Origin of the sequence: Actinoallomurus sp. NPDC050550, assembly GCF_040655075.1 — a bacterium.
Lineage (GTDB): Bacteria > Actinomycetota > Actinomycetes > Streptosporangiales > Streptosporangiaceae > Actinoallomurus.
Genome location: NZ_JBFAJC010000072.1, coordinates 1 through 18,171 on the forward strand (window position 1 = coordinate 1; position 18,171 = coordinate 18,171).

Annotated in this window: 20 protein-coding genes; 18 read left to right on the forward strand and 2 right to left on the reverse strand. The window is 71.1% G+C overall.

The window, feature by feature from the left end; genetic code table 11:
- Both AB0I04_RS49030 and AB0I04_RS49035 read left to right on the forward strand, forming a co-directional pair.
- The coding region (locus AB0I04_RS49030) for an acyl-CoA dehydrogenase family protein (protein WP_360893231.1) at positions 1–102 on the forward strand (102 nt) is incomplete at its 5' end.
- Positions 103–428: 326 nt separating this feature from the next.
- Positions 429–1,667 carry an MFS transporter gene (locus AB0I04_RS49035; RefSeq protein ID WP_360901680.1) on the forward strand — a complete coding sequence of 413 codons (1,239 nt, stop codon included), beginning with the start codon at positions 429–431 and terminating at the stop codon, positions 1,665–1,667.
- Positions 1,668–1,727: 60 nt separating this feature from the next.
- Here AB0I04_RS49035 and AB0I04_RS49040 read toward each other — a convergent pair whose 3' ends face one another.
- A complete protein-coding gene (locus AB0I04_RS49040) occupies positions 1,728–2,483 on the reverse strand; it encodes a glucose 1-dehydrogenase (protein WP_360901682.1) in 756 nt (251 codons plus the stop codon).
- A gap of 96 nt (positions 2,484–2,579) precedes the next feature.
- On the reverse strand, positions 2,580–3,620 hold the full coding sequence (locus AB0I04_RS49045) for an NAD(P)-dependent alcohol dehydrogenase (RefSeq protein WP_360901684.1): 1,041 nt from the start codon (positions 3,618–3,620) through the stop codon (positions 2,580–2,582).
- Between the two features lie 185 nt (positions 3,621–3,805).
- Here AB0I04_RS49045 and AB0I04_RS49050 point away from each other — a divergent pair, with 185 nt between their 5' ends.
- The 16 genes from AB0I04_RS49050 (at position 3,806) to AB0I04_RS49125 (ending at position 18,165) form a co-directional block, all read left to right on the forward strand.
- Positions 3,806–4,951, forward strand: coding sequence for an acyl-CoA dehydrogenase family protein (locus tag AB0I04_RS49050; RefSeq protein WP_360901686.1), 1,146 nt, complete (start codon positions 3,806–3,808; stop codon positions 4,949–4,951).
- 219 nt (positions 4,952–5,170) lie between these two features.
- Positions 5,171–5,959, forward strand: coding sequence for an enoyl-CoA hydratase/isomerase family protein (locus AB0I04_RS49055; RefSeq protein ID WP_360901689.1), 789 nt, complete (start codon positions 5,171–5,173; stop codon positions 5,957–5,959).
- A gap of 5 nt (positions 5,960–5,964) precedes the next feature.
- Positions 5,965–6,345: an OB-fold domain-containing protein gene (locus AB0I04_RS49060; RefSeq protein ID WP_360901692.1), complete on the forward strand. Its 381-nt coding sequence runs from the start codon at positions 5,965–5,967 to the stop codon at positions 6,343–6,345.
- Positions 6,342–7,487 (forward strand): thiolase family protein, encoded by a 1,146-nt coding sequence (locus tag AB0I04_RS49065; protein WP_360901695.1) that lies wholly within the window; start codon positions 6,342–6,344, stop codon positions 7,485–7,487. Before AB0I04_RS49060 ends, AB0I04_RS49065 begins: the two co-directional genes overlap by 4 nt.
- An 18-nt stretch (positions 7,488–7,505) precedes the next feature.
- Positions 7,506–8,708: an acyl-CoA dehydrogenase family protein gene (locus AB0I04_RS49070; protein ID WP_360901698.1), complete on the forward strand. Its 1,203-nt coding sequence runs from the start codon at positions 7,506–7,508 to the stop codon at positions 8,706–8,708.
- A complete protein-coding gene (locus tag AB0I04_RS49075; protein WP_360901701.1) occupies positions 8,705–9,679 on the forward strand; it encodes a phosphotransferase family protein in 975 nt (324 codons plus the stop codon). Before AB0I04_RS49070 ends, AB0I04_RS49075 begins: the two co-directional genes overlap by 4 nt.
- 66 nt (positions 9,680–9,745) lie before the next feature.
- Positions 9,746–10,972 (forward strand): acyl-CoA dehydrogenase family protein, encoded by a 1,227-nt coding sequence (locus tag AB0I04_RS49080; RefSeq protein ID WP_360901704.1) that lies wholly within the window; start codon positions 9,746–9,748, stop codon positions 10,970–10,972.
- Entirely contained in the window at positions 10,969–11,745 is a 777-nt protein-coding gene (locus tag AB0I04_RS49085; RefSeq protein ID WP_360901707.1) for an SDR family oxidoreductase, read from the forward strand. The genes AB0I04_RS49080 and AB0I04_RS49085 overlap by 4 nt, the downstream gene beginning before the upstream one ends.
- Entirely contained in the window at positions 11,742–12,515 is a 774-nt protein-coding gene (locus tag AB0I04_RS49090; protein WP_360901710.1) for an SDR family oxidoreductase, read from the forward strand. Before AB0I04_RS49085 ends, AB0I04_RS49090 begins: the two co-directional genes overlap by 4 nt.
- Complete coding sequence (locus AB0I04_RS49095; RefSeq protein WP_360901713.1) at positions 12,500–13,306, forward strand: enoyl-CoA hydratase-related protein; 807 nt, start codon at positions 12,500–12,502, stop codon at positions 13,304–13,306. Before AB0I04_RS49090 ends, AB0I04_RS49095 begins: the two co-directional genes overlap by 16 nt.
- A gap of 24 nt (positions 13,307–13,330) precedes the next feature.
- Positions 13,331–14,479, forward strand: a complete 1,149-nt coding sequence (locus tag AB0I04_RS49100) for an acetyl-CoA C-acetyltransferase (protein ID WP_360901716.1) — start codon at positions 13,331–13,333, stop codon at positions 14,477–14,479.
- A gap of 79 nt (positions 14,480–14,558) precedes the next feature.
- Positions 14,559–15,185, forward strand: coding sequence for a TetR/AcrR family transcriptional regulator (locus tag AB0I04_RS49105; protein WP_360901719.1), 627 nt, complete (start codon positions 14,559–14,561; stop codon positions 15,183–15,185).
- A gap of 305 nt (positions 15,186–15,490) precedes the next feature.
- Positions 15,491–15,901 carry a nuclear transport factor 2 family protein gene (locus tag AB0I04_RS49110; protein WP_360901722.1) on the forward strand — a complete coding sequence of 137 codons (411 nt, stop codon included), beginning with the start codon at positions 15,491–15,493 and terminating at the stop codon, positions 15,899–15,901.
- Positions 15,898–16,275: a hypothetical protein gene (locus AB0I04_RS49115; RefSeq protein ID WP_360901725.1), complete on the forward strand. Its 378-nt coding sequence runs from the start codon at positions 15,898–15,900 to the stop codon at positions 16,273–16,275. The genes AB0I04_RS49110 and AB0I04_RS49115 overlap by 4 nt, the downstream gene beginning before the upstream one ends.
- Positions 16,276–16,293: 18 nt before the next feature.
- Positions 16,294–16,614 (forward strand): EthD domain-containing protein, encoded by a 321-nt coding sequence (locus tag AB0I04_RS49120; protein WP_360901728.1) that lies wholly within the window; start codon positions 16,294–16,296, stop codon positions 16,612–16,614.
- A 54-nt stretch (positions 16,615–16,668) separates the two neighbouring features.
- Positions 16,669–18,165: a class I adenylate-forming enzyme family protein gene (locus AB0I04_RS49125; protein WP_360901731.1), complete on the forward strand. Its 1,497-nt coding sequence runs from the start codon at positions 16,669–16,671 to the stop codon at positions 18,163–18,165.
- The last annotated feature ends 6 nt before the right edge of the window (positions 18,166–18,171 follow it).

The window sequence follows — 18,171 nt, forward strand, 5'->3', positions numbered from 1 at the left end:
TACCCGGTCGAGCGCATGATGCGCGACGCCAAGATCACCCAGATCTACGAGGGCACCAACCAGATCCAGCGCGTCGTCATGGCCCGCCAACTCCTGAAGTAACCGTCGGCGCGAGCATTCGCTCGCCGAGGGACGGCAATACGGGAGCAGCCCCGGGGCGCATTCGGCCGCCCCGGGGCCATGTCGCGTTGGAGAGGCGGTCATTCAGCGCTCGCCCCTAAATGAAGTTGATTCGGTTATGGCTACCTCGCAAGCTCGCGCTCCAACCTCGGCTGATTAGAGGCTAGCTGGATTGAGTTCAGTTCTATACGCTCTCCTTCACGTCGGCAGGTAGGAGACCACGCCGAAGGAAGGAGAGTCGGATCATGAGTGCCACTCAGAGTTCGGCCGTCCCAGGGCCCGGGCCAACGCTCCACGATCCGCGTTCAGTGCGTCGCGCGATTCTCGCCGGAAGCATCGGCACCCTGATCGAGTACTACGACTTCAGCGTCTACGGCTACCTCGCCGTGGCGATCGCTCCGCAGTTCTTCCCGAGCAGCGATCCGACCGCCTCGACGCTCGCGGCGCTCGCCGTGTTCGCGACCGGACTCCTGGTGCGGCCGATCGGCGGCGTCTTCTTCGGCCGGCTCGGCGACCGGTGGGGCCGCCGGAAAGCGCTGGTCGCCTCGGTGCTGGCCATGGGGATCGCCAGCAGCATCACCGGGCTGTTGCCGACCTATCACCAGATCGGCGTGACGGCGGCCGTGCTGCTCTTCCTCATCCGGATGGTGCAGGGGATCTCCTCCGGCGGCGAATCCGTCGGCGCGTACACCTACGTCTACGAGTCGGCGCCGCCCCGGCGCCGTGCGTTCCTCGGCGCGTTCACGCCCATCGGGTCCAATCTCGGCTTCATGTTCGCTGCCGCCACGGCCGGGCTGATCTCCACACTCACCACCAAGTCCCAGATGGCCGACTGGGGCTGGCGGCTGCCCTTCCTGATGGCCGTGCCGCTCACCCTGATCTGTCTGTGGGCCAGGCTGCGGATCGACGACACCCCCGAGTTCGCGGAGGCCGCCCGGTACGACGACATCCCCACGGCCCCGATCCGCGAGGCGCTGTCCACCCATCGCAAGGCGCTCCTGCAGTCCATGTGCCTGGCCATGGCCCAGGGCGGGGCCGTCTTCCTCGGACTGACGTACATCGGCATCCACCTGACCGCCGATCTGAAGTACGACCCGACCCAGGTGTTCTGGCTGAGCGCGGGTGTCGTGCTCGTCACCGTGCTGCTCATGGTGCCGGTGGGCCGGCTCACCGCCCGGTTCGGCTGCCGGCGCGTCCTGCTGGTCGGGTTGCTCGGCTTCCTGGTGACCGCCTATCCGGCGATGGCGCTGATGGGACGGCACAGCTTCGCCCTGGCCGCCGCGGCGTATCTGCTGTTCATGCTGAGCAGCGCGATCGTCCAGGTCCCGGCGGCCAGTCTGTGGCCGCGCCTGTTCGAGCGCCGGGTCCGGTACACCGGCATGGCGATCGGATACAACGTTGGCACCGTCCTCGCGGGCGGAACGGCCCCCTACATCGCGACCTACCTGGTCCACCGGACCGGGAACCCGATCTCTCCGGCGTTCTTCGTCATGCTGGTATGCGCGATCGGTATCGCCGCCCTCATGACCGTCCGCGAAGACGTGTAGATCCGCCCGCGACCCGATGACCGCCGCCCCACCGGGGATCGGCGGTCATCGACGTTCCGGTCAGAGGTCGTGTGGCGAAGGACGGGCGTGGCCGCCGATACCGATGGTCTGGCCGCCGTCGATGAGGAACTCGCCGCCCGTGGTGTAGGAGGCATCGTCACTGGCGAGGAAGAGCACCATGCGGGTGACCTCCTCGGGCTCACCGATCCGCGGTATCGGCTGACGCGCGAACAGCTCGGGCGAGGCGCTGTCGCCCATCGGAGTCCGGATCACGCCCGGGTGCACGGAGTTGACGCGCACCCCGGTGCCCGCCATGTCCAGCGCCGCGGCCTTGGTCATGCCCCGCACGCCCCACTTGCTCGCCACATAGCCGACGCCGCCGGCGAACCCCGTGAGACCGGCCGCCGAGGAGATGTTGACGACGGAACCGCGGCCGCGGGCGCGCATGCCGGGGAGGACGGTGTGCATCCCGATGAAGGCGCCCACCAGGTTGACCTCGATCATCTGGCGGAAGTACGCGGGCGACAGTGCCTCCACACCGCCGAAATGGACGATCCCGGCGTTGTTCACCAGGACGTCCACGGCGCCGAAGGCCTCCTCCGTCTTGCGGACCACGGACGACCACGACTGCTCGTCCGTGACGTCGAGGTGGTGGTACCGGGCGGCGGGGAGTTCCTCGGCCAGTGCCTCTCCCTCGTCGTCCAGCAGATCGCAGATGACGACCCGAGCGCCCTCCGCGGCCAACGCGCGCGCATGTGACGCGCCCATGCCGCGGGCCCCACCGGTGACGATGGCGATTCGTCCGTCGAAGCGCATCCCGAGAATCCCTCCAGTATGCGGTGATCAAGGCACCGAGCCGTGCCGGGCGGTGGCGAACGTGCGAACGACGGGACGCTCGCCCGCGCGGGCGGATCAGTCGGGGACGAGCACGACCCGGCCCCGTACCCGGCCCTCGCGGAGCCGGTGCAGTGCCTCCGGCGCGGCGGACAGCGGGAGCCGCTCCGTCTCGACCCGGATCGCGCCCGAGCGTGCGAGCGCGACGACCTCGGCGAGTTCGGGGAGGGTTCCCCAGTACGGCAGCGAGAGCCTGAAACCCGGCGGAAGCAGACCCGGCTTCCGGACGGTCAGGTGCCCTCCGCCGCTGCCGACGACAGCGAGTTCGCCCCCGGCGCGCAGCAGGCCGACCGAAAGCTCCATCGATTCGGGGCCGCCGACGAAGTCGAGCACGGCGTCCACGCCTGAACCGCCGCTCTCCGCCCGCAGCACGCGAGCGGTGTCCGCTCGCAACAGCGTGACGAAGTGCGCGCCGGAGTGATGCGCGAGGGCCAGGGCCTCCTCGCGGACGTCGACCGCCAGGATGCGGCTGGGAGTGATCGCGCCGAGGAGTTGCACCGCCAGATGGCCGAGGCCGCCGACGCCGATGACGAGAACGGTGGTGCCCTCCCCGAGCACGTGCCGCAGGCCGGCCACGGCGTGGTAGGAGGTCAGTGCCGCGTCGGACAGCGGCGCGGCCTGCTCGGCCGGCAGGTCGCCGATCGGCACCAGGTGGCGGGCGGACGGCACCAGCACATGGCCGGCCATTCCGCCGTCGCGGCCCAAGCCGAGCCCGTGCCAGGAGAGGGCGTCGCGGCGGTCGCAGTAGTTGTCCCGGCCGGCCGCGCACCGATCACAGCCGCCGCAGCCCCACGGGCCGCACAGCACGACGCGTTCACCGATCGCCACCCCGGCGGCGTCGGGTCCGAGCGATGCCACCCGTCCGGCGACCTCATGGCCGAGGGTGAACGGCGGCCGATAGGGGAGGGCACCCGCGGGCGCCTCGAGGACGTGCAGGTCGGAGCGGCAGAGCCCGGCGGCCTCCACCCGGACCAGCACCTCGGCGCCGTGGGGCACGGGCCGCTCGACCTCGGTCAGCGTCGGAGGCTCTCCCCAGGCCGTCAGCCGCAGCGCTCTCATCGTCACCCACCCCAAGTTCCGCCGACCCCGTGGCGGCCACGATAACAGAGGTGAAATCGATTCAGGAGCCGGAGTCCGATGCCAACGTGCGGCGTCTGCACCTGTTGTTCGGCTGGCATCGTCTGCCTAGAGTTGTGAATCGAGTTCAGTTCTCTTTCTTCGTATCTCGCCCGAGGGAGACCCTCATGAACCATCGCCACCCTGGGATCGATCCCCAGTTGCTGTCCGAGACCGACGAACAGCGGCAGTTGCGCGCCATCCTGCGGGGCTTCTACGCCGCGACGAGCGGGCCCGAGGACGTCCACAAGCATCTGGCCACTCCGCGTGGTCACGACGAGGCGCTCTGGACCCGGCTCGCCGGCGAGATCGGGGTACACGGGCTCGCGATTCCGGAGGAGTACGGCGGGGCCGGGTTCGGCTTCGCCGAACTGGCGGTGGCCCTGGAGGAGTCCGGGCGTGCGCTCTACTGCGCGCCGTTGCTGCCCACGGTGGTCCTCGCCGCCCATGCCCTCCTGTACAGCGACGACCGGGACGCGTGCGAGCGCTACCTGCCGCGGATCGCAGACGGAACGCTCACCGCGACCGTGGCCGGGTTCGACGCCGACGCGCCCGTCGTCGAGGCCGAGCGGGACGGCTCGGGCTGGAGACTGCGCGGCCGGGCGGACTTCGTGCTCGACGGGGCCGGCGCGGATCTGATCCTGGTGCGGTCCCGGACGCCGGACGGCTCCCGGATCTTCGCCTGCGAGCCGGCCTCCGGCACCTGCCGGCGAACTCCGCGCCGTGTCCTGGACGAGACGCGCCGCCAGGCGCTGGTCGAGTTCCGGGGAGCCCCGGCCACCGCCGTCGGCGGGGAGAGTGACGCCGAGGAGACGGCCACGGTGACCCTCGACGTCGGACGGGCCGCGCTGGCGGCCGAGCAGGTCGGCGGGAGCGGGCACGCGCTGGACGCCACGGTCGCGTTCGTCGGCCAGCGGAACCAGTTCGGGCGTCCGATCGGTTCCTTTCAGGCGATCAAGCATCGGATGGCCGATTGGCTCGTGGCGATGGAGGCGGCGCGTTCGGCGTCCGGGTATGCGACCGCCTGCGTGGCCGCCGCGTCGCCGCAGCTCCCGGTGGCCGCGAGCGCCGCCGCCGCGGTCTGCTCCGAGACCTTCCGCCTGGCGACGGCCGAGTACGTCCAACTCCACGGCGGCATCGGCTTCACCTGGGAGCATCCGGCGCATCTGTACGTGCGCCGGGCGCGCAGCGACGAAGTGCTGTTCGGCACGGCGGATCAGAACCGTACGCGCCTCGCCGAACTGGTCGGCCTCGCCCCGCAGCCGGCCGTGTGAGAGAAGGGGGGCGTCCACGGAAGGCTGAGGATCTGGTGAATCAACTTCGATTTAATGCCAGAGAAGGCCTCCCACGTGGCCGGGACCGGTCGCCTGTCGTGACGATGAATCCACGCCAGCGAGGGCGATCCATCGATCGAAGCCAGGGCTTGACAGGCCGTCGGTCGATGGCCAAACTCGTAGTGAATTCAGTTCAAATTGGACTCGGAGGTCGGGGTCATGGCAGTTGAAGACGAGATCCAGTTCGAGCGCGACGGCCATGTCGCGCGTGTCTGGCTCAACCGCCCGTGGAAGAAGAATTGCGTCACCGTTCCGATCCTGGACCGGCTCGACGAGATCATCACGGAGGTCGACGAGGACCCCGAACTGCGCGTCCTGGTCGTCCGCGGCCGAGGCGGCACCTTCTGCTCGGGCTTCGACCTCGACAGCCTGAAGGAGGACTACGTCGGCAGGTCGAACGCCATCGACGTCGCCGTGAAGTCGGCCAAGGTGTGCGACCGCCTCTACTCGATGAAGACCCCGTCGGTCGCGGTCCTGGAGGGTCACGTCACCGCCGGCGGCTTCGAGATCATGATCTCCTGCGACTTCGCCATCGCGGCGGACGACGCCCAGATCGGCGACTTCCACATCCGGCGCGCGCTGTTCGGCGGAGCGGGCCCGATCTACCGGGTACCGCGCATGATCGGTATCCGGAAGACCAAGGAGCTGATGCTCACCGGCAAGCTCCTCTCCGGCGTCGAGGCCGCTGAGTTCGGGCTGATCAACAAGTCCGTCCCGGGCGAGGAACTCGACGAGGCGGTCCAGGACTTCATCGGCGACCTCATCGACAAGAGCCCCTTCACCATGTGGCTCACCAAGATGACGATCGACCGGAGCCTGGACGCCGACACCCAGTCGCTGATGGTGATGGAGCACCTCGCCGTGGGCGTGGCGCTCAACTCCGAGGACGCCAACGAAGGCGTCTCGGCCTTCCTGGAGAAGCGCGAGCCGAAGTGGACGGGGCGCTGACCGGAATGCCGACGGTTCCGCGGAGCCCGGCCGCCGGGCTCCACGGCTCGCGCTGCTCCGGCTGCTCGGTGACGGCCTACCCCGCGGACGGCACCTGCCCGCGCTGCGGCGGGCCGGCCGAGCCGGCGGCCCTGAGCGGTGAGGGCAGGCTCTGGACCTGGACGGTGCAGCGGTACGCCCCGAAGTCCCCGCCCTACCGGGTCCCGCCGAGCGGCTTCGAGCCGTTCGCGATCGGCTATGTCGAGATGGAGGAGGGCGTCCGGGTGGCGGCCGTACTGGAGATCCACGATCTGGACGACATCCGGATCGGCATGCCTCTCACGGTGACCGCCGGCGACGGCGTCCCGCGGGCGCGGCCCGCGCCCTCCGGTGAGGAGCGGGCATGAGCGGCGACGTCGTGATCTGCGGTGCCGGGCGCACTCCCTTCGGCCGGATGGAGGCGAGCGGCCGGCAGCTGGCCGTCGGGGCGGTGAACGCCGCACTGACCGATGCGGGGATCCCCTGGTCGCGGGTCCGGGCCGCGTTCGGCGGCAGCGACAGCGCCGGGCTCGCCGACACACTGGTGGCCCAGCTCGGCATGACCGGGCTGGCGTTCGTCAACGTCAAGAACGGCTGCGCCACCGGCGGCAGCGCGCTGGTCTCGGCGGTGAACGCGATCCGCTCGGGCATGGCGGACGTCGTCCTCGCCGTCGGCTTCGACAAGCACCCGCGCGGCGCCTTCGACCCACGGCCCGAGGATTGGGGGCTGGGGGAGGAGTACGGTGGCGACGGCCTGATGGTGACCACCCAGTTCTTCGGAATGAAGATCCGTCGCTACATGCACGACCACGGGATCACCCCGCGGACCCTCGCGCTGGTCGCCGAGAAGGCGTACCGAAACGGCGCGCTGACTCCTGAGGCGTGGCGCCGGAAGCCGATGTCGGCCGCGGAGATCCTCGACTCGGGGATGGTCAACGACCCACTGACCCGCTACATGTTCTGCTCCCCTGGAGCCGGGGCGGCCGCGCTCGTGCTGTGCTCGCCCGAGGTGGCCCGTACTCTGAACGGCCCCCCGGTCACCCTGCGCTCGGCCGTCATACGGACGCGGCGCTTCGGCTCGTTCGAGGTGTTCAGCCCGTGGCTCCCCGTCGGCGAGCCGACCAGCGTCAGCCGTGACGCCTCGGCCGCCGCGTTCGAGCAGGCGGGGATCGGCCCCGGCGACATCGACGTCCGTCAGCTCCAGGACACCGAGAGCGGAGCCGAGGTCATGCACATGGCCGAGTGCGGTTTCTGTGAGGACGGCGAGCAGGAGCGGCTGATCGCCGCCGGCGCCACGGAGATCGGCGGCGCGCTGCCGGTCAACACCGACGGCGGCTGCATCGCCAACGGCGAACCCATCGGCGCCTCGGGGCTGCGTCAGGTCTATGAGGTCGTCCAGCAGCTGCGCGGACGGGCCGGTGAACGCCAGGTCCCCGGCGAGCCCAGGGTCGGTTTCACGCACGTGTACGGCGCTCCGGGCGTCAGCGCGTGCACGGTGCTGTCCCGCTGAACGGAGGTGGAGGAAGCGATGAGCGACGTTCCGGGACCGGAGGAGTTCCGCGCGCAGGCCCGGCAGTGGCTCGCCACCGTGGCCGGTCCACGTGCCGCCGAGGGGGAGTGGGGCAGCGGATCCGATTCGGTCGCCGTGTTCGAGAACTGGACCGAGGCGGAGGAACACGAGCACACCGCCCGCGTCCAGGAATGGGAGCGTACCCGCTATGACCACGGGTGGGGAGCGCTGAACTGGCCGGCGAACCACGGGGGGCGCGGCCTGCCCGCGTACTACCACCAGCTGTACCGCGCGGAGGAGGCCGCGTTCGACGTTCCGCACCGCACCGAGATCTTCCCGGTGACGCAGCAGCTCGTCGCCCCGGCGATCGGAATCTGGGGCACCGACGAGCAGAAGGAGCGCTGGCTGCGGCCCATGCTCCGCACCGACGAACTGGCCTGCCAGCTGTTCTCCGAGACGGAGGCCGGCTCCGACCTCGCCGCCGTGCGTACCCGGGCGGTGCGCGAGGGCGACGACTGGATTCTGCACGGCCACAAGGTCTGGACCTCTGGGGCGCAGGTGGCGACCTGGGGCGTCGCGGTGTGCCGCACCGATCCGGAGGCGCGCAAGCACGCCGGCATCACCGTGTTCCTGGTGCGCATGGACGCGCCGGGCGTGACGGTGCGGCCCATCCGGCAGATGACCGGCGGCACCAGCTTCAACGAGGTGTACCTCGACGGTGTGGTGGTGCCCGACACCGACCGGCTCGGACCGGTCGGCGAAGGCTGGCGGGTCACCCTCAGCATCCTGGCGGCGGAACGGCTCGACTCCGGAGGACTCGGCCTGGACAACGCCGACCGGGCGCTGGAACTGGCCCGGCACCTGCCCCGCCCCCTCACCGGCGGTGAGCTGCAGCGGGCGGCCGACCTGCACATCCGCACGCTCGTCCAGCGGCTGATCGGCCTGCGGGTGACTGCCGCCCTCGTCGCCGGGCGCGAGCCCGGCGCGGAGGCGTCCGTCGGCAAGCTCTACGCCACCGAGACCATGCGGCGGACGAGTGACCTGGTGTCGGAGCTGCTGGGGCCGAGCCTGGTGGCCGACACGGAGGAGTGGGGCACCTACGCGTGGACGGAGCACCTGCTCGGCGCGCCCGGCTACAGCATCGCGGGCGGCACCGACGAGATCCAGCGCAACATCCTCGCCGAGCGGGTGCTGGGCCTGCCGAAGGACCCGGCCCGATGAGCACGCTCACCGGAACGGCCGAACTGACCGTACGGGTCCGGGACCGTCTCGCCCGTCGGCATCCCGGCGCGCCGGTCGGTGCGTTGCGAGCCCTGCCGGGCGGCCACTCAGGGCTGACCTACTCGGTCGATATCGGAGACGCCAGGTACGTCGTCAAGGCGGTCCCTCCCGGACAGCGGCCGATCGGCCGCAACGACGTGCTGCGCCAGGCCCGGGTGCTCGGCGCGCTCGCCGGGTCCGCGGTACCGGTGCCGGGCGTCATGGCCGTGGACGCGACGCAGCCCGCGTGGTTCGCCATGGAGTTCGTCACCGGCGAGGCCGTCGAGCCCGTACTCGACCGCCCCGAGGTGCCCACCGCGACGGCCCGCGCCCGGATGCTGGACATCGCCTCCGTGCTACGACGGCTGCACGACACCGATGTCCGCACGCCCGGCCTCGACCCGCCCGAACCGTTCGACGCCGCGGGTGAGCTGGAGCGATGGAGCCGGACCATGCACGCCGTACCGGCGGACCTGCGTCCCGGCGCGGAGGAGTTGCTGACGCGCCTGGCCGACGAGGTCCCCGATGACGTCGCGGCGGTGCTCCTGCACGGTGACTTCCGGCTCGGCAACGTGCTGTGCGTCGCGGATCGCGCCGCGGCCGTCATCGACTGGGAGATCTGGAGCGTCGGTGACCCGCGCATCGACCTCGGCTGGTTCCTGCTCTTCACCGACCACCGGAACTTCCCCGGCGTCGGGCGGGCCGTGCCAGGCCTGCCCACGGAGGCGGAGCTGCTGGACGCGTACCTCGGCGGCCGGCCCGCGCCGCCCGCCCTGGACTGGTTCCGGGCGCTGGGTCGCATGAAGATGGCCGCGATCATGGGTCACAACCTGCGCCGGCACCGCGAAGGTAAGCATCACGACCCGGATCAGGAGCGGCTGCCGCCTACCATCGCCGCGATGATCCGCACGGCGCGCGACATCCTCGGCTGATCCCGCCCGACGACATGAGCCAGGGCGCCCCGTACGTCTCGCGGGCGCCGGTGAACAGGAGCAATTGTGGACTTCGGATTCTCGCCACGGGCGCGCGAACTGCAGGAACGCATGCGGTCGTTCACGGAGCAGCACGTCCTTCCCGCGGAGGCCGTCTATGACCGGCAGCTGGCCGAGGCGGACGACCCGCACGCGCTGCCGCCGGTGATGATCGAGCTGAAGGAGAAAGCGCGGGCCAAGGGCCTGTGGAACCTCTTCATGACGCACGGCGCCTGGGGGGCGGGCCTGACCAACCTGGAGTACGCGCCGCTCGCCGAGCTGGCGGGCCGCTCCATCATCGGCCCGGAGGTGTTCAACTGCTCGGCCCCCGACACCGGCAACATGGAGCTGCTCGCCCTGTACGGCACCCGGGAGCAGCGGGACCGCTGGCTGCGGCCCCTGCTGAGCGCCGAGATCCGCTCCTGCTTCGCGATGACCGAGCCGGAGGTCGCCAGCTCGGACGCCCGTAACATCCGCACGCGCATCACCCGCGACGGCGACACGTACGTCGTCAACGGTCGCAAGTGGTACACCTCCGGCATCCTCGACCCCGACTGCAAGCTGATCATCGTGATGGGCAAAACCGACCCGGACGCGCCCACGTACCGGCAGCAGAGCATGCTGCTCGTCCCCCGGGACACGCCGGGCGTCACCGTCGTGCGCGACCTGCCGATGTTCGGCTACACCGACCGGCTCGGCCACGGCGAGGTGCTCTTCGAGGACGTCCGCGTGCCGGTGGCGAACATCCTCGGCGGAGAAGGCGAGGGGTTCGCGATCGCGCAGGGGCGGCTCGGCCCCGGGCGTATGCACTACGCGATGCGCGCCGTGGGCTTCGCCGAACGGGCCCTGCAGCTGATGTGCGAGCGGGTCACCGAACGCGTCGCCTTCGGCGGGCCGCTCGCCGACCAGGGCGTGGTACGAGAGTGGATCGCCCGGAGCCGCATCGAGATCGAGCAGCTGCGCCTTCTCGTGCTCAAGTCGGCCTGGCTGATGGACACCGTCGGCAACGCCGCCGCCCGCATGGAGGTCGCCGCGATCAAGGTGGCGGCGCTGGACGTTGCCCACCGGGTGGTCGACCGCGCGGTGCAGGCGCACGGCGCGGCCGGCGTCAGCGACGACACGGTGCTCGCCCGCCTGTTCTCCATCACGCGGGCGCTGCGCATCGCCGACGGGCCGGATGAGGTTCATCTGCGGACCGTGGCACGCCAGGAACTGGCCAAGTACCGGAACGACGACAAGGCGGGAACAACGTGAGCACGAACGTTCTGGAGGGCAGGGTCGCCGTCATCACCGGCGGATCGCGCGGCATCGGCCTCGGCATCGCCACCGCCTACCGCGAGGCCGGAGCGCACGTGGTGATCGCCGCCCGCAAGGCGGCGGGTCTCGCCACGGCACGGGAGGAACTGCTGGGCGTCAAGGGCGACGGCGACATCCTCACGGTCGTGGCCAACGCGGGCGAACCCGACCAGGCCGAGGCGTGCGTCGACCAGACCATGGAGCGATTCGGCCGGATCGACGTCCTCGTCAACAACGCCGCCACCAACCCCTACCACGGCGACCTGCTCGGCCTGGACCTGCCGCGCGCGGAGAAGACCGTCCGCGTCAACCAGTACGGCATGATCGCCTGGACACGCTTCGCCTGGCAGGCCTGGATGGGCGCGCACAGGGGAGCCGTGGTCAACATCGCGTCGGTCGGAGGGCTCATCGTCGATCCGCACATCGGCTACTACAACGCCACCAAGGCCGCGATGCTGCACATGACCCGGCAACTCGCCTACGAGCTCGGGCCCGCGGCGCGGGTCAACGCCATCGCCCCCGGGCTGATCAAGACGGAGCTGGCGCGTGCGGTGTGGGAGGCCCGCGAGTCCATCCTGACCGCCAGGCTGCCCCTGCGGCGCCTCGGCACGGTGGAGGATGTGGCGAACGCGGCGCTGTTCCTGGCGAGCGACGCCTCCTCCTGGATGACCGGCCAGACCCTCGTGCTCGACGGCGGCGCGACCGCGCTGCCGATCGGAGTGGAGGAGTGAGCGCGCCCCGATCCGCCTCCGAGCTGTTCTCGCTGGAGGGCCGGACGGCGATCGTCACCGGGGCTTCGGCCGGGCTCGGCGCGCGCTTCGCCGCTGTCCTCGCCCACGCCGGCGCCACCGTCTTCGCCGCGGCCCGCCGCACCGATCGGCTCAAGGCGCTCGCCGACTCCGACGCGCGCATCCACCCCGTCACCTGCGACGTCTCTTCAGCGGCGGACCGCGTACGGCTGGTCGAGACGGCGGTGACGGCCACCGGCCGCATCGACGTCCTGGTCAACAACGCCGCCGTGCCCGGCGAGACGCGCGCGGAGGCCGAATCCCCCGACGCCTTCGCCGACGTCCTCGCCGTGAACCTCACCGCCCCGTACCATCTGGCCCGCCTCACCGCCGAGGCCGCCGCGCCGGCCCAGAGCAGGAGCATCGTCAACGTCGCCTCCATCCTCGGCCTGGTCACGACCGCCCCCCTGGGCGGGGCCGGCTATTCGGCGTCCAAGGCGGGGCTGATCGGCCTGACCCGCGAGCTGGCCGGCCAGTGGAGCGGCGGCGGAACACGCGTCAACGCGCTCGCGCCAGGCTGGTTCCGCACCGAGATGACCACCGACCTGTTCGGCGACGAACGCTCCGGCCGATGGGTCGAGCGCAACACGCTGCTGCGCCGCGGCGGCCACGAGCACGAACTCGACGGCGCCCTCCTGTTCCTCGCCTCGGACGCCTCCTCCTACTGCACCGGGCAGGTCCTGACCGTCGACGGCGGATGGACCGCGCGTTGACGGTCGGCTTCGAGATCGACGAGGGCGGCCTCGCCCGCGTCACCCTCCGCAGGCCCGAGGCGGGCAACGCGATCGATCTGGAGACGGCGCGCGGGCTGCGGGAGGCGGCGCGCGCCTGCGCCCGCGAGCACGTGCGGGCCGTGCTGCTCACCGGTGAGGGGCGGTCGTTCTGCGTCGGCGGGGACCTGCGGGAGTTCGCCACGCTCACGGGTGAGGCGTTGGAGAAGCACCTGATCGCGGTGACCGACGCGTTGCACGACGCCCTACGCGCGTTCGCCGCCATGGACGCGCCCCTGGTGACGGCCGTGCAGGGCGCGGCGGCCGGTGCCGGCATCGGCCTGGCCGTGGCGGCCGACGTGACGTTGGCGGCCGAGGACACGTCGTTCACCGCGGCGTACACCGGAATCGGCTATTCGCCGGACGCAGGGACGAGCTGGTTCCTGCCCCGGCTCGTGGGTCCTAAGCGGGCCCTGGACCTGCTGCTGACCAACCGCCGGGTGGCGGCGACGGAGGCGGCGGAGATCGGGCTGGTCAGCCGGGTCGTCGCAGCGGATGCGCTGGCCGCCGAGGCCGAGCGTACGGCCGAGGCGCTGCGCCGGGGGCCCACGGCCGCCTTCGGTGCCACCCGCCGGCTCGTCGCCGCCGGGCTGACCGCGGAGCTGGGTCGGCACCTGGACGCCGAGGCCTGTTCCATCGCCACCCTGGCCGCCTCCGACACGGGCCGCGAGGGCGTCGCGGCCTTCCTCGGCAAGCGGACGCCGGACTTCACGCGCGTCCCACCCCGCCCCTGACCGCCGACCCCCTTGGAGATCACCGTGTCGGAAGCATTCATCGTCGGCGCCGTCCGCACCCCCGTCGGCCGCCGGCGGGGCGCGCTCAGCGGCGCGCACCCTGCGGACCTCGGCGCCCATGTGCTGTGTGCGCTGCTGGAACGCACCGGTGTCGACCCCGGAGCCGTCGACGACGTCTACTTCGGCTGCGTGAGCCAGATCGGTGCGCAGACCGGGAACATCGCCCGCACCTCGTGGCTGTCGGCGGGGCTGCCGCAGCACGTTCCGGGAACCACGATCGACCGCCAGTGCGGATCCTCCCAGCAGGCCGTGCACTTCGCCGCCCAGGCCGTCGGATCGGGTACCGCCGACCTGGTGATCGCCGGTGGCGTGGAGGTCATGAGCCTGGTCCCCATCGGCGCTCCGATGGTCGTCGGCGAACAGGCCGGCATGGGCACGCCGTACGCGGGTGACGGCTGGCGTGAGAACTTCGGCGACCAGGAGGTCTCCCAGTTCCGGGGGGCGGAGCTGATCGCCGAGAAGTGGGACGTCTCCCGCGCGGACATGGAGCGGTTCGCGCTCACCAGCCACCGGCGGGCCCTGGCCGCCCAGGCCGACGGGGCCTTCGACGCCGAGATCGCCCCGGCCTTCGAGCTGGCCGCCGACGAAGGTCCCCGTGCCGACACCACCCTCGAGAAGATGGCGGGCCTGAAGACCCTCACCGAGGGCGGCCGGCTGACCGCCGCCGTCTCGAGCCAGATCTCCGACGGCGCCGCCGCCCTGCTGGTCGCCTCCGAGGAGGCGGTGCGCCGTCACGGCCTGGCCCCGCTGGCCCGCGTGCACGCCATGGCCGTGGTCGGCTCCGATCCGATCCTCATGCTGACCGGTCCCATCCCCGCCACGGAGAAGGTTCTGAAGACCGCGGGCATATCGATCGGCGACATCGATCTGATCGAGATCAATGAGGCCTTCGCGTCGGTCGTCCTCGCCTGGCAGAAGGAGATCGGCGCCGACGAGGAGCGGGTCAACGCCTTCGGCGGCGCGATCGCGCTCGGACATCCGCTCGGGGCGACGGGCGCCCGTCTGATGACCACGCTCGTCCACCAGCTGCACAGAACCGGGGGACGCTACGGCCTGCAGACCATGTGCGAGGGCGGCGGCATGGCGAACGCCACCGTGCTCGAGCGCCTGTGATCCAGCCGATTCGCAACCGAGTTCAGCTTGGGTCTACGCTCGGTTGCGGACGGGGTGATCCACGGTCAGGAGGCAGGTCATGGCAGCGAGCTTCGTCGAAGAACCGGAGGCGGGGCCGAGGTCCAAGCGCGCCGCCATCCTCACGGCGGCGGTCGACTGCTTCGGTGAGACGGGCTTCGAGGCCACCAAGTGGTCCACCGTGGCGGAGAGGGTCGGCATCGGGCAGACCGCGCTCTACCACTACTTCGAGTCCAAGACCCACTGCCTCCTCACCATCATGCGCCTGGAGCTGCAGCGGTCTCACGACAAGTTCACGGAGGCGACCGCGGGCGTCGACGACCCGGTCGACGCACTGCGGTCGGCGGTCGGCGCGGCGTACGACGTCTCCGACCAGGAGGTCCTGCAGATGCGCATCCTGCACAACCACATGGACCTGCTGTCCGGCACCCGCAAGTCCAAGCGCGAGGAGGCCGAGCGGGTGGCGGCCCGCCAGCTCGTCCAGGTGGTCGAGCGGGACTGGACGAACCTCCTCGTGCGCGGTATGTCCCAAGGGGCGTTCCCACTGCGTGACGCACAGCTGCTCGGCGCGAGCGTGCTCGGCCTCATCGTCAGCGTGTGGAGGTGGTACCGGCCGTCCGGCCCCACACCGCTGTCGGAGATCAGCGATCTGATCGAGGACGCCTGTGTGCGCGTCGTCGCCATGTGACGCCTGAGGCCCTGCCGTCACGAGGCCCTCCTGCGGACGTCCGTCCGCAGGAGGGCCTTTCGGCGTGGTCCTGCGGCTCGATCGCCAGCCGCCTCCGACCCCTTCCGTGGTGTTCCCCTGCCCGCGGCCACCGCGATCGGTCCGTCAACGGCTCTTGCCAGGTGTGTTTCCCTCTCGTTACGATCTAATTGAACTGAACTTGGCTCAAGTTGCGTTCGGCCGCGGTTGGCGGCGTCTGCGTCGGTCGGCAGACGGCCGACCTCTCAAGGCCGTCGAACGGCCGCCGGTTGAAAGGGCGCACACTCATGGCGTTGCGTGCATATCTGGCGAGTATGGACAGCCAGCATCCGGAGCAGACACTGGAGCTGCTCGAACCCGACTTCCGGTTCCTCATCGCCCTGCCGGGCAGGGAGGTCACCGGAACGTCCCGGGACGACTTCGCGGCCTACATCGCCGGGCGCAATCCGGTCGACCGGGCACACGAGGTCCTGCGCTACAGCAGGGACGGTGACACCGAGATCGTCTACGGAGTGGTGACGGAGCGCGGGCGCTACACCGGCTCGTTCCTGTCGGCCGCGGTGGTCTCGCCCGGCGGGCTCCTGGCGCGCTACCAGGCGTTCTTCAGCACCTCGTTCCAACTGGTCGACTGGACCGAGCAGGGCGGCCGGCCCGAATCCGCCGCCTCGAATACCCCGACCGACGGGAGCCGGCCATGACCGAGTCCTCCACCGCGGCGCCGTTCCTCACCGAGTGGTTCAAGATCCTTGACGGTGACGAGCCCTCCAGGATCCTCGACTTGATCAGCGAGGACTTCTCGCTGTCCATTCTGTTCTCCACCGGAGACGGAGACGCCACCGATTTCGCCGGCGGCCGTGCGGCCCTCGTCGGCTATCTCGAGCAGCGGGAGAGGGGAACCCGGACCCACCACCGGCTGTCGGCGACCACCATCGGCCGGGATGAACTGTTCCTGGGCGAAGTGCGGCGCGAGGGCGTCCCCGAGGCCAGCTTCGTCGCCGCCGGGCGGGTGAACGGCGAAGGACGGCTGAAGCGCCTGCTGATCGGCCGGTCGTCAGAGATCCGCTTCGACTGACCAGACAGGGAGACGGACGTGTACAACCTCATTCTGCTCGCATCCCGGCCTCCGGACTGGACCCACCAGCAGTTCATCGACTGGTGGCGGGGCGACCACGCGGAACTGACCTATCGCCTGCCCGGACTGCGGGCCTGGCGGCACACCGAGATCGACGACGCGCTGGAGAAGCGATCCGAGGGCTGGGACGGGATCTCCGTGCTCGGTTTCGACTCCCCGGAGGACCTGAAGAAGGCCCTCGCCAGCCCTGAGTGGGCGGAAGCGGTCGCACAGGTCGGGGACATGAGGGGCCGCCGTATCGCCGTCATGGGACACGAGGCGGAGATGTTCACCGCCTGAGGCCGTCGGGCCGTCCGGCCGCCGGGCCGGGACACAGCGCAGCGAGGAAGCAGGATGCGACAGGTATCGCGGGTGTTCCAGCAGAGGGCCGAAGAGGCCGATTTCGTCGCCGTCATCGACGACACGGGCCCCCACACGGCCCGGGAACTGCTCGAGGAGGCGGACCGGCTGGCCGGAGCGCTGTCCGCCGCCGCGGGCGGCACCGTCATGCTCCAGGCCGACAACTCCTGGCGCACCGTCGCCGCCACCCTCGCCGTCGGCCTGCGGGGCGGAACGCTGGCGGTGGTCAACCGGCACACCACACCTCAGGAGTTCGCCGTGGCCTGGGAGGACATCCGCCCCGACGCCGTCGTCGCCGAGCCCTCGGCGGTGGAGGAATGGGCGGTGCGCGATCTGCTGCCCGCCTCGGCGGGTACGGCGCTCGGCGGCTGGCAGCCGCGGTGCGTGTCGCGCCCGAGCGACGTCTCGCGCTGGTGGGGCGGTGTCCTGATCGGCCTCACCTCCGGATCCACCGGGCGGCCGAAGGGCGTCGTCCAGTCCGAGGAGGCCCTGCGCTATGCCACGGCCAGCACCATCGCCATCAACGGCCTGTCCCGCGGTGACGCCGTCGCCGCGATCGTACCGCTGTCGTCGACGGCGGCGTACTGCTTCGGCGTCTACCTCGCTCTGCTGCTGGGCGGCCCGCTCGTCCTGATGGGCAAGTGGAACCGCGCCGTCGCGCTGGAGCGGATGGCCGGCGCCGACGTCCGCTGGACCATGTGCGTCCCGACCATGGCGTTGCAGATGGGCGCCGAGGCCGCCGGCTCCGGTGCCCTCCGCTGCGTCCGGTCGATCACCGTCGGCGGCGGGCCCATGGACCGCGGAGCCCTCGCACGTGCCGAACGGTCCCTGGGCACGAAGATCCTGCGCGTCTTCGGCATGTCCGAGTGCCTCGGACACACGTCCCCCGGTCCCGGCGACCCCGAGGAGCTCCGGCTCGGCAGGGACGGACGGCCGTTCCCGGGGACGGACGTTCGCGCGATCACCCTCGACGGGAGGGTGGCCGGCCCCGGCGTGACCGGCCGGGCGCAGGTGCGCGGCCCCTCCCTCTTCCTCGGCTACGCCCGCGAGGGGCGCGTCCGTCCGCCCGAGCTGACGGCGGACGGCTACTTTCCCACCGGCGACCTGCTGATGACCCATGAGGACGGCACCATCAGCATCATGGGCCGGGAGAAGGACGTCATCATCCGCGGCGGCCGCAACATCGACATCACCGAGATCGAGCGCGCCATCGCCGGCCATCCGCGGGTCGCGTCGGTGTGCGTCGCGGCGGTCTCCGACGAGGTGCTCGGCGAGCGCGTCGCGCTGCTGGTCGTCACCGAGGACGGCCGTGACATCGAGCTGGCCGAGGTGGCGGGATACCTGGAGAGCGTCGGCCTGTCCAAGGGCAAATGGCCCGAGTACGTCTACAGCGTCGCCGAGCTGCCCCAGACCAAGGTCGGCAAGATCGACCGGGCCGGGGCCCGGGACCTGGCCGCACGGCTGCGCGACCGTGCGGACGATCCGGCCTGAGGCGGC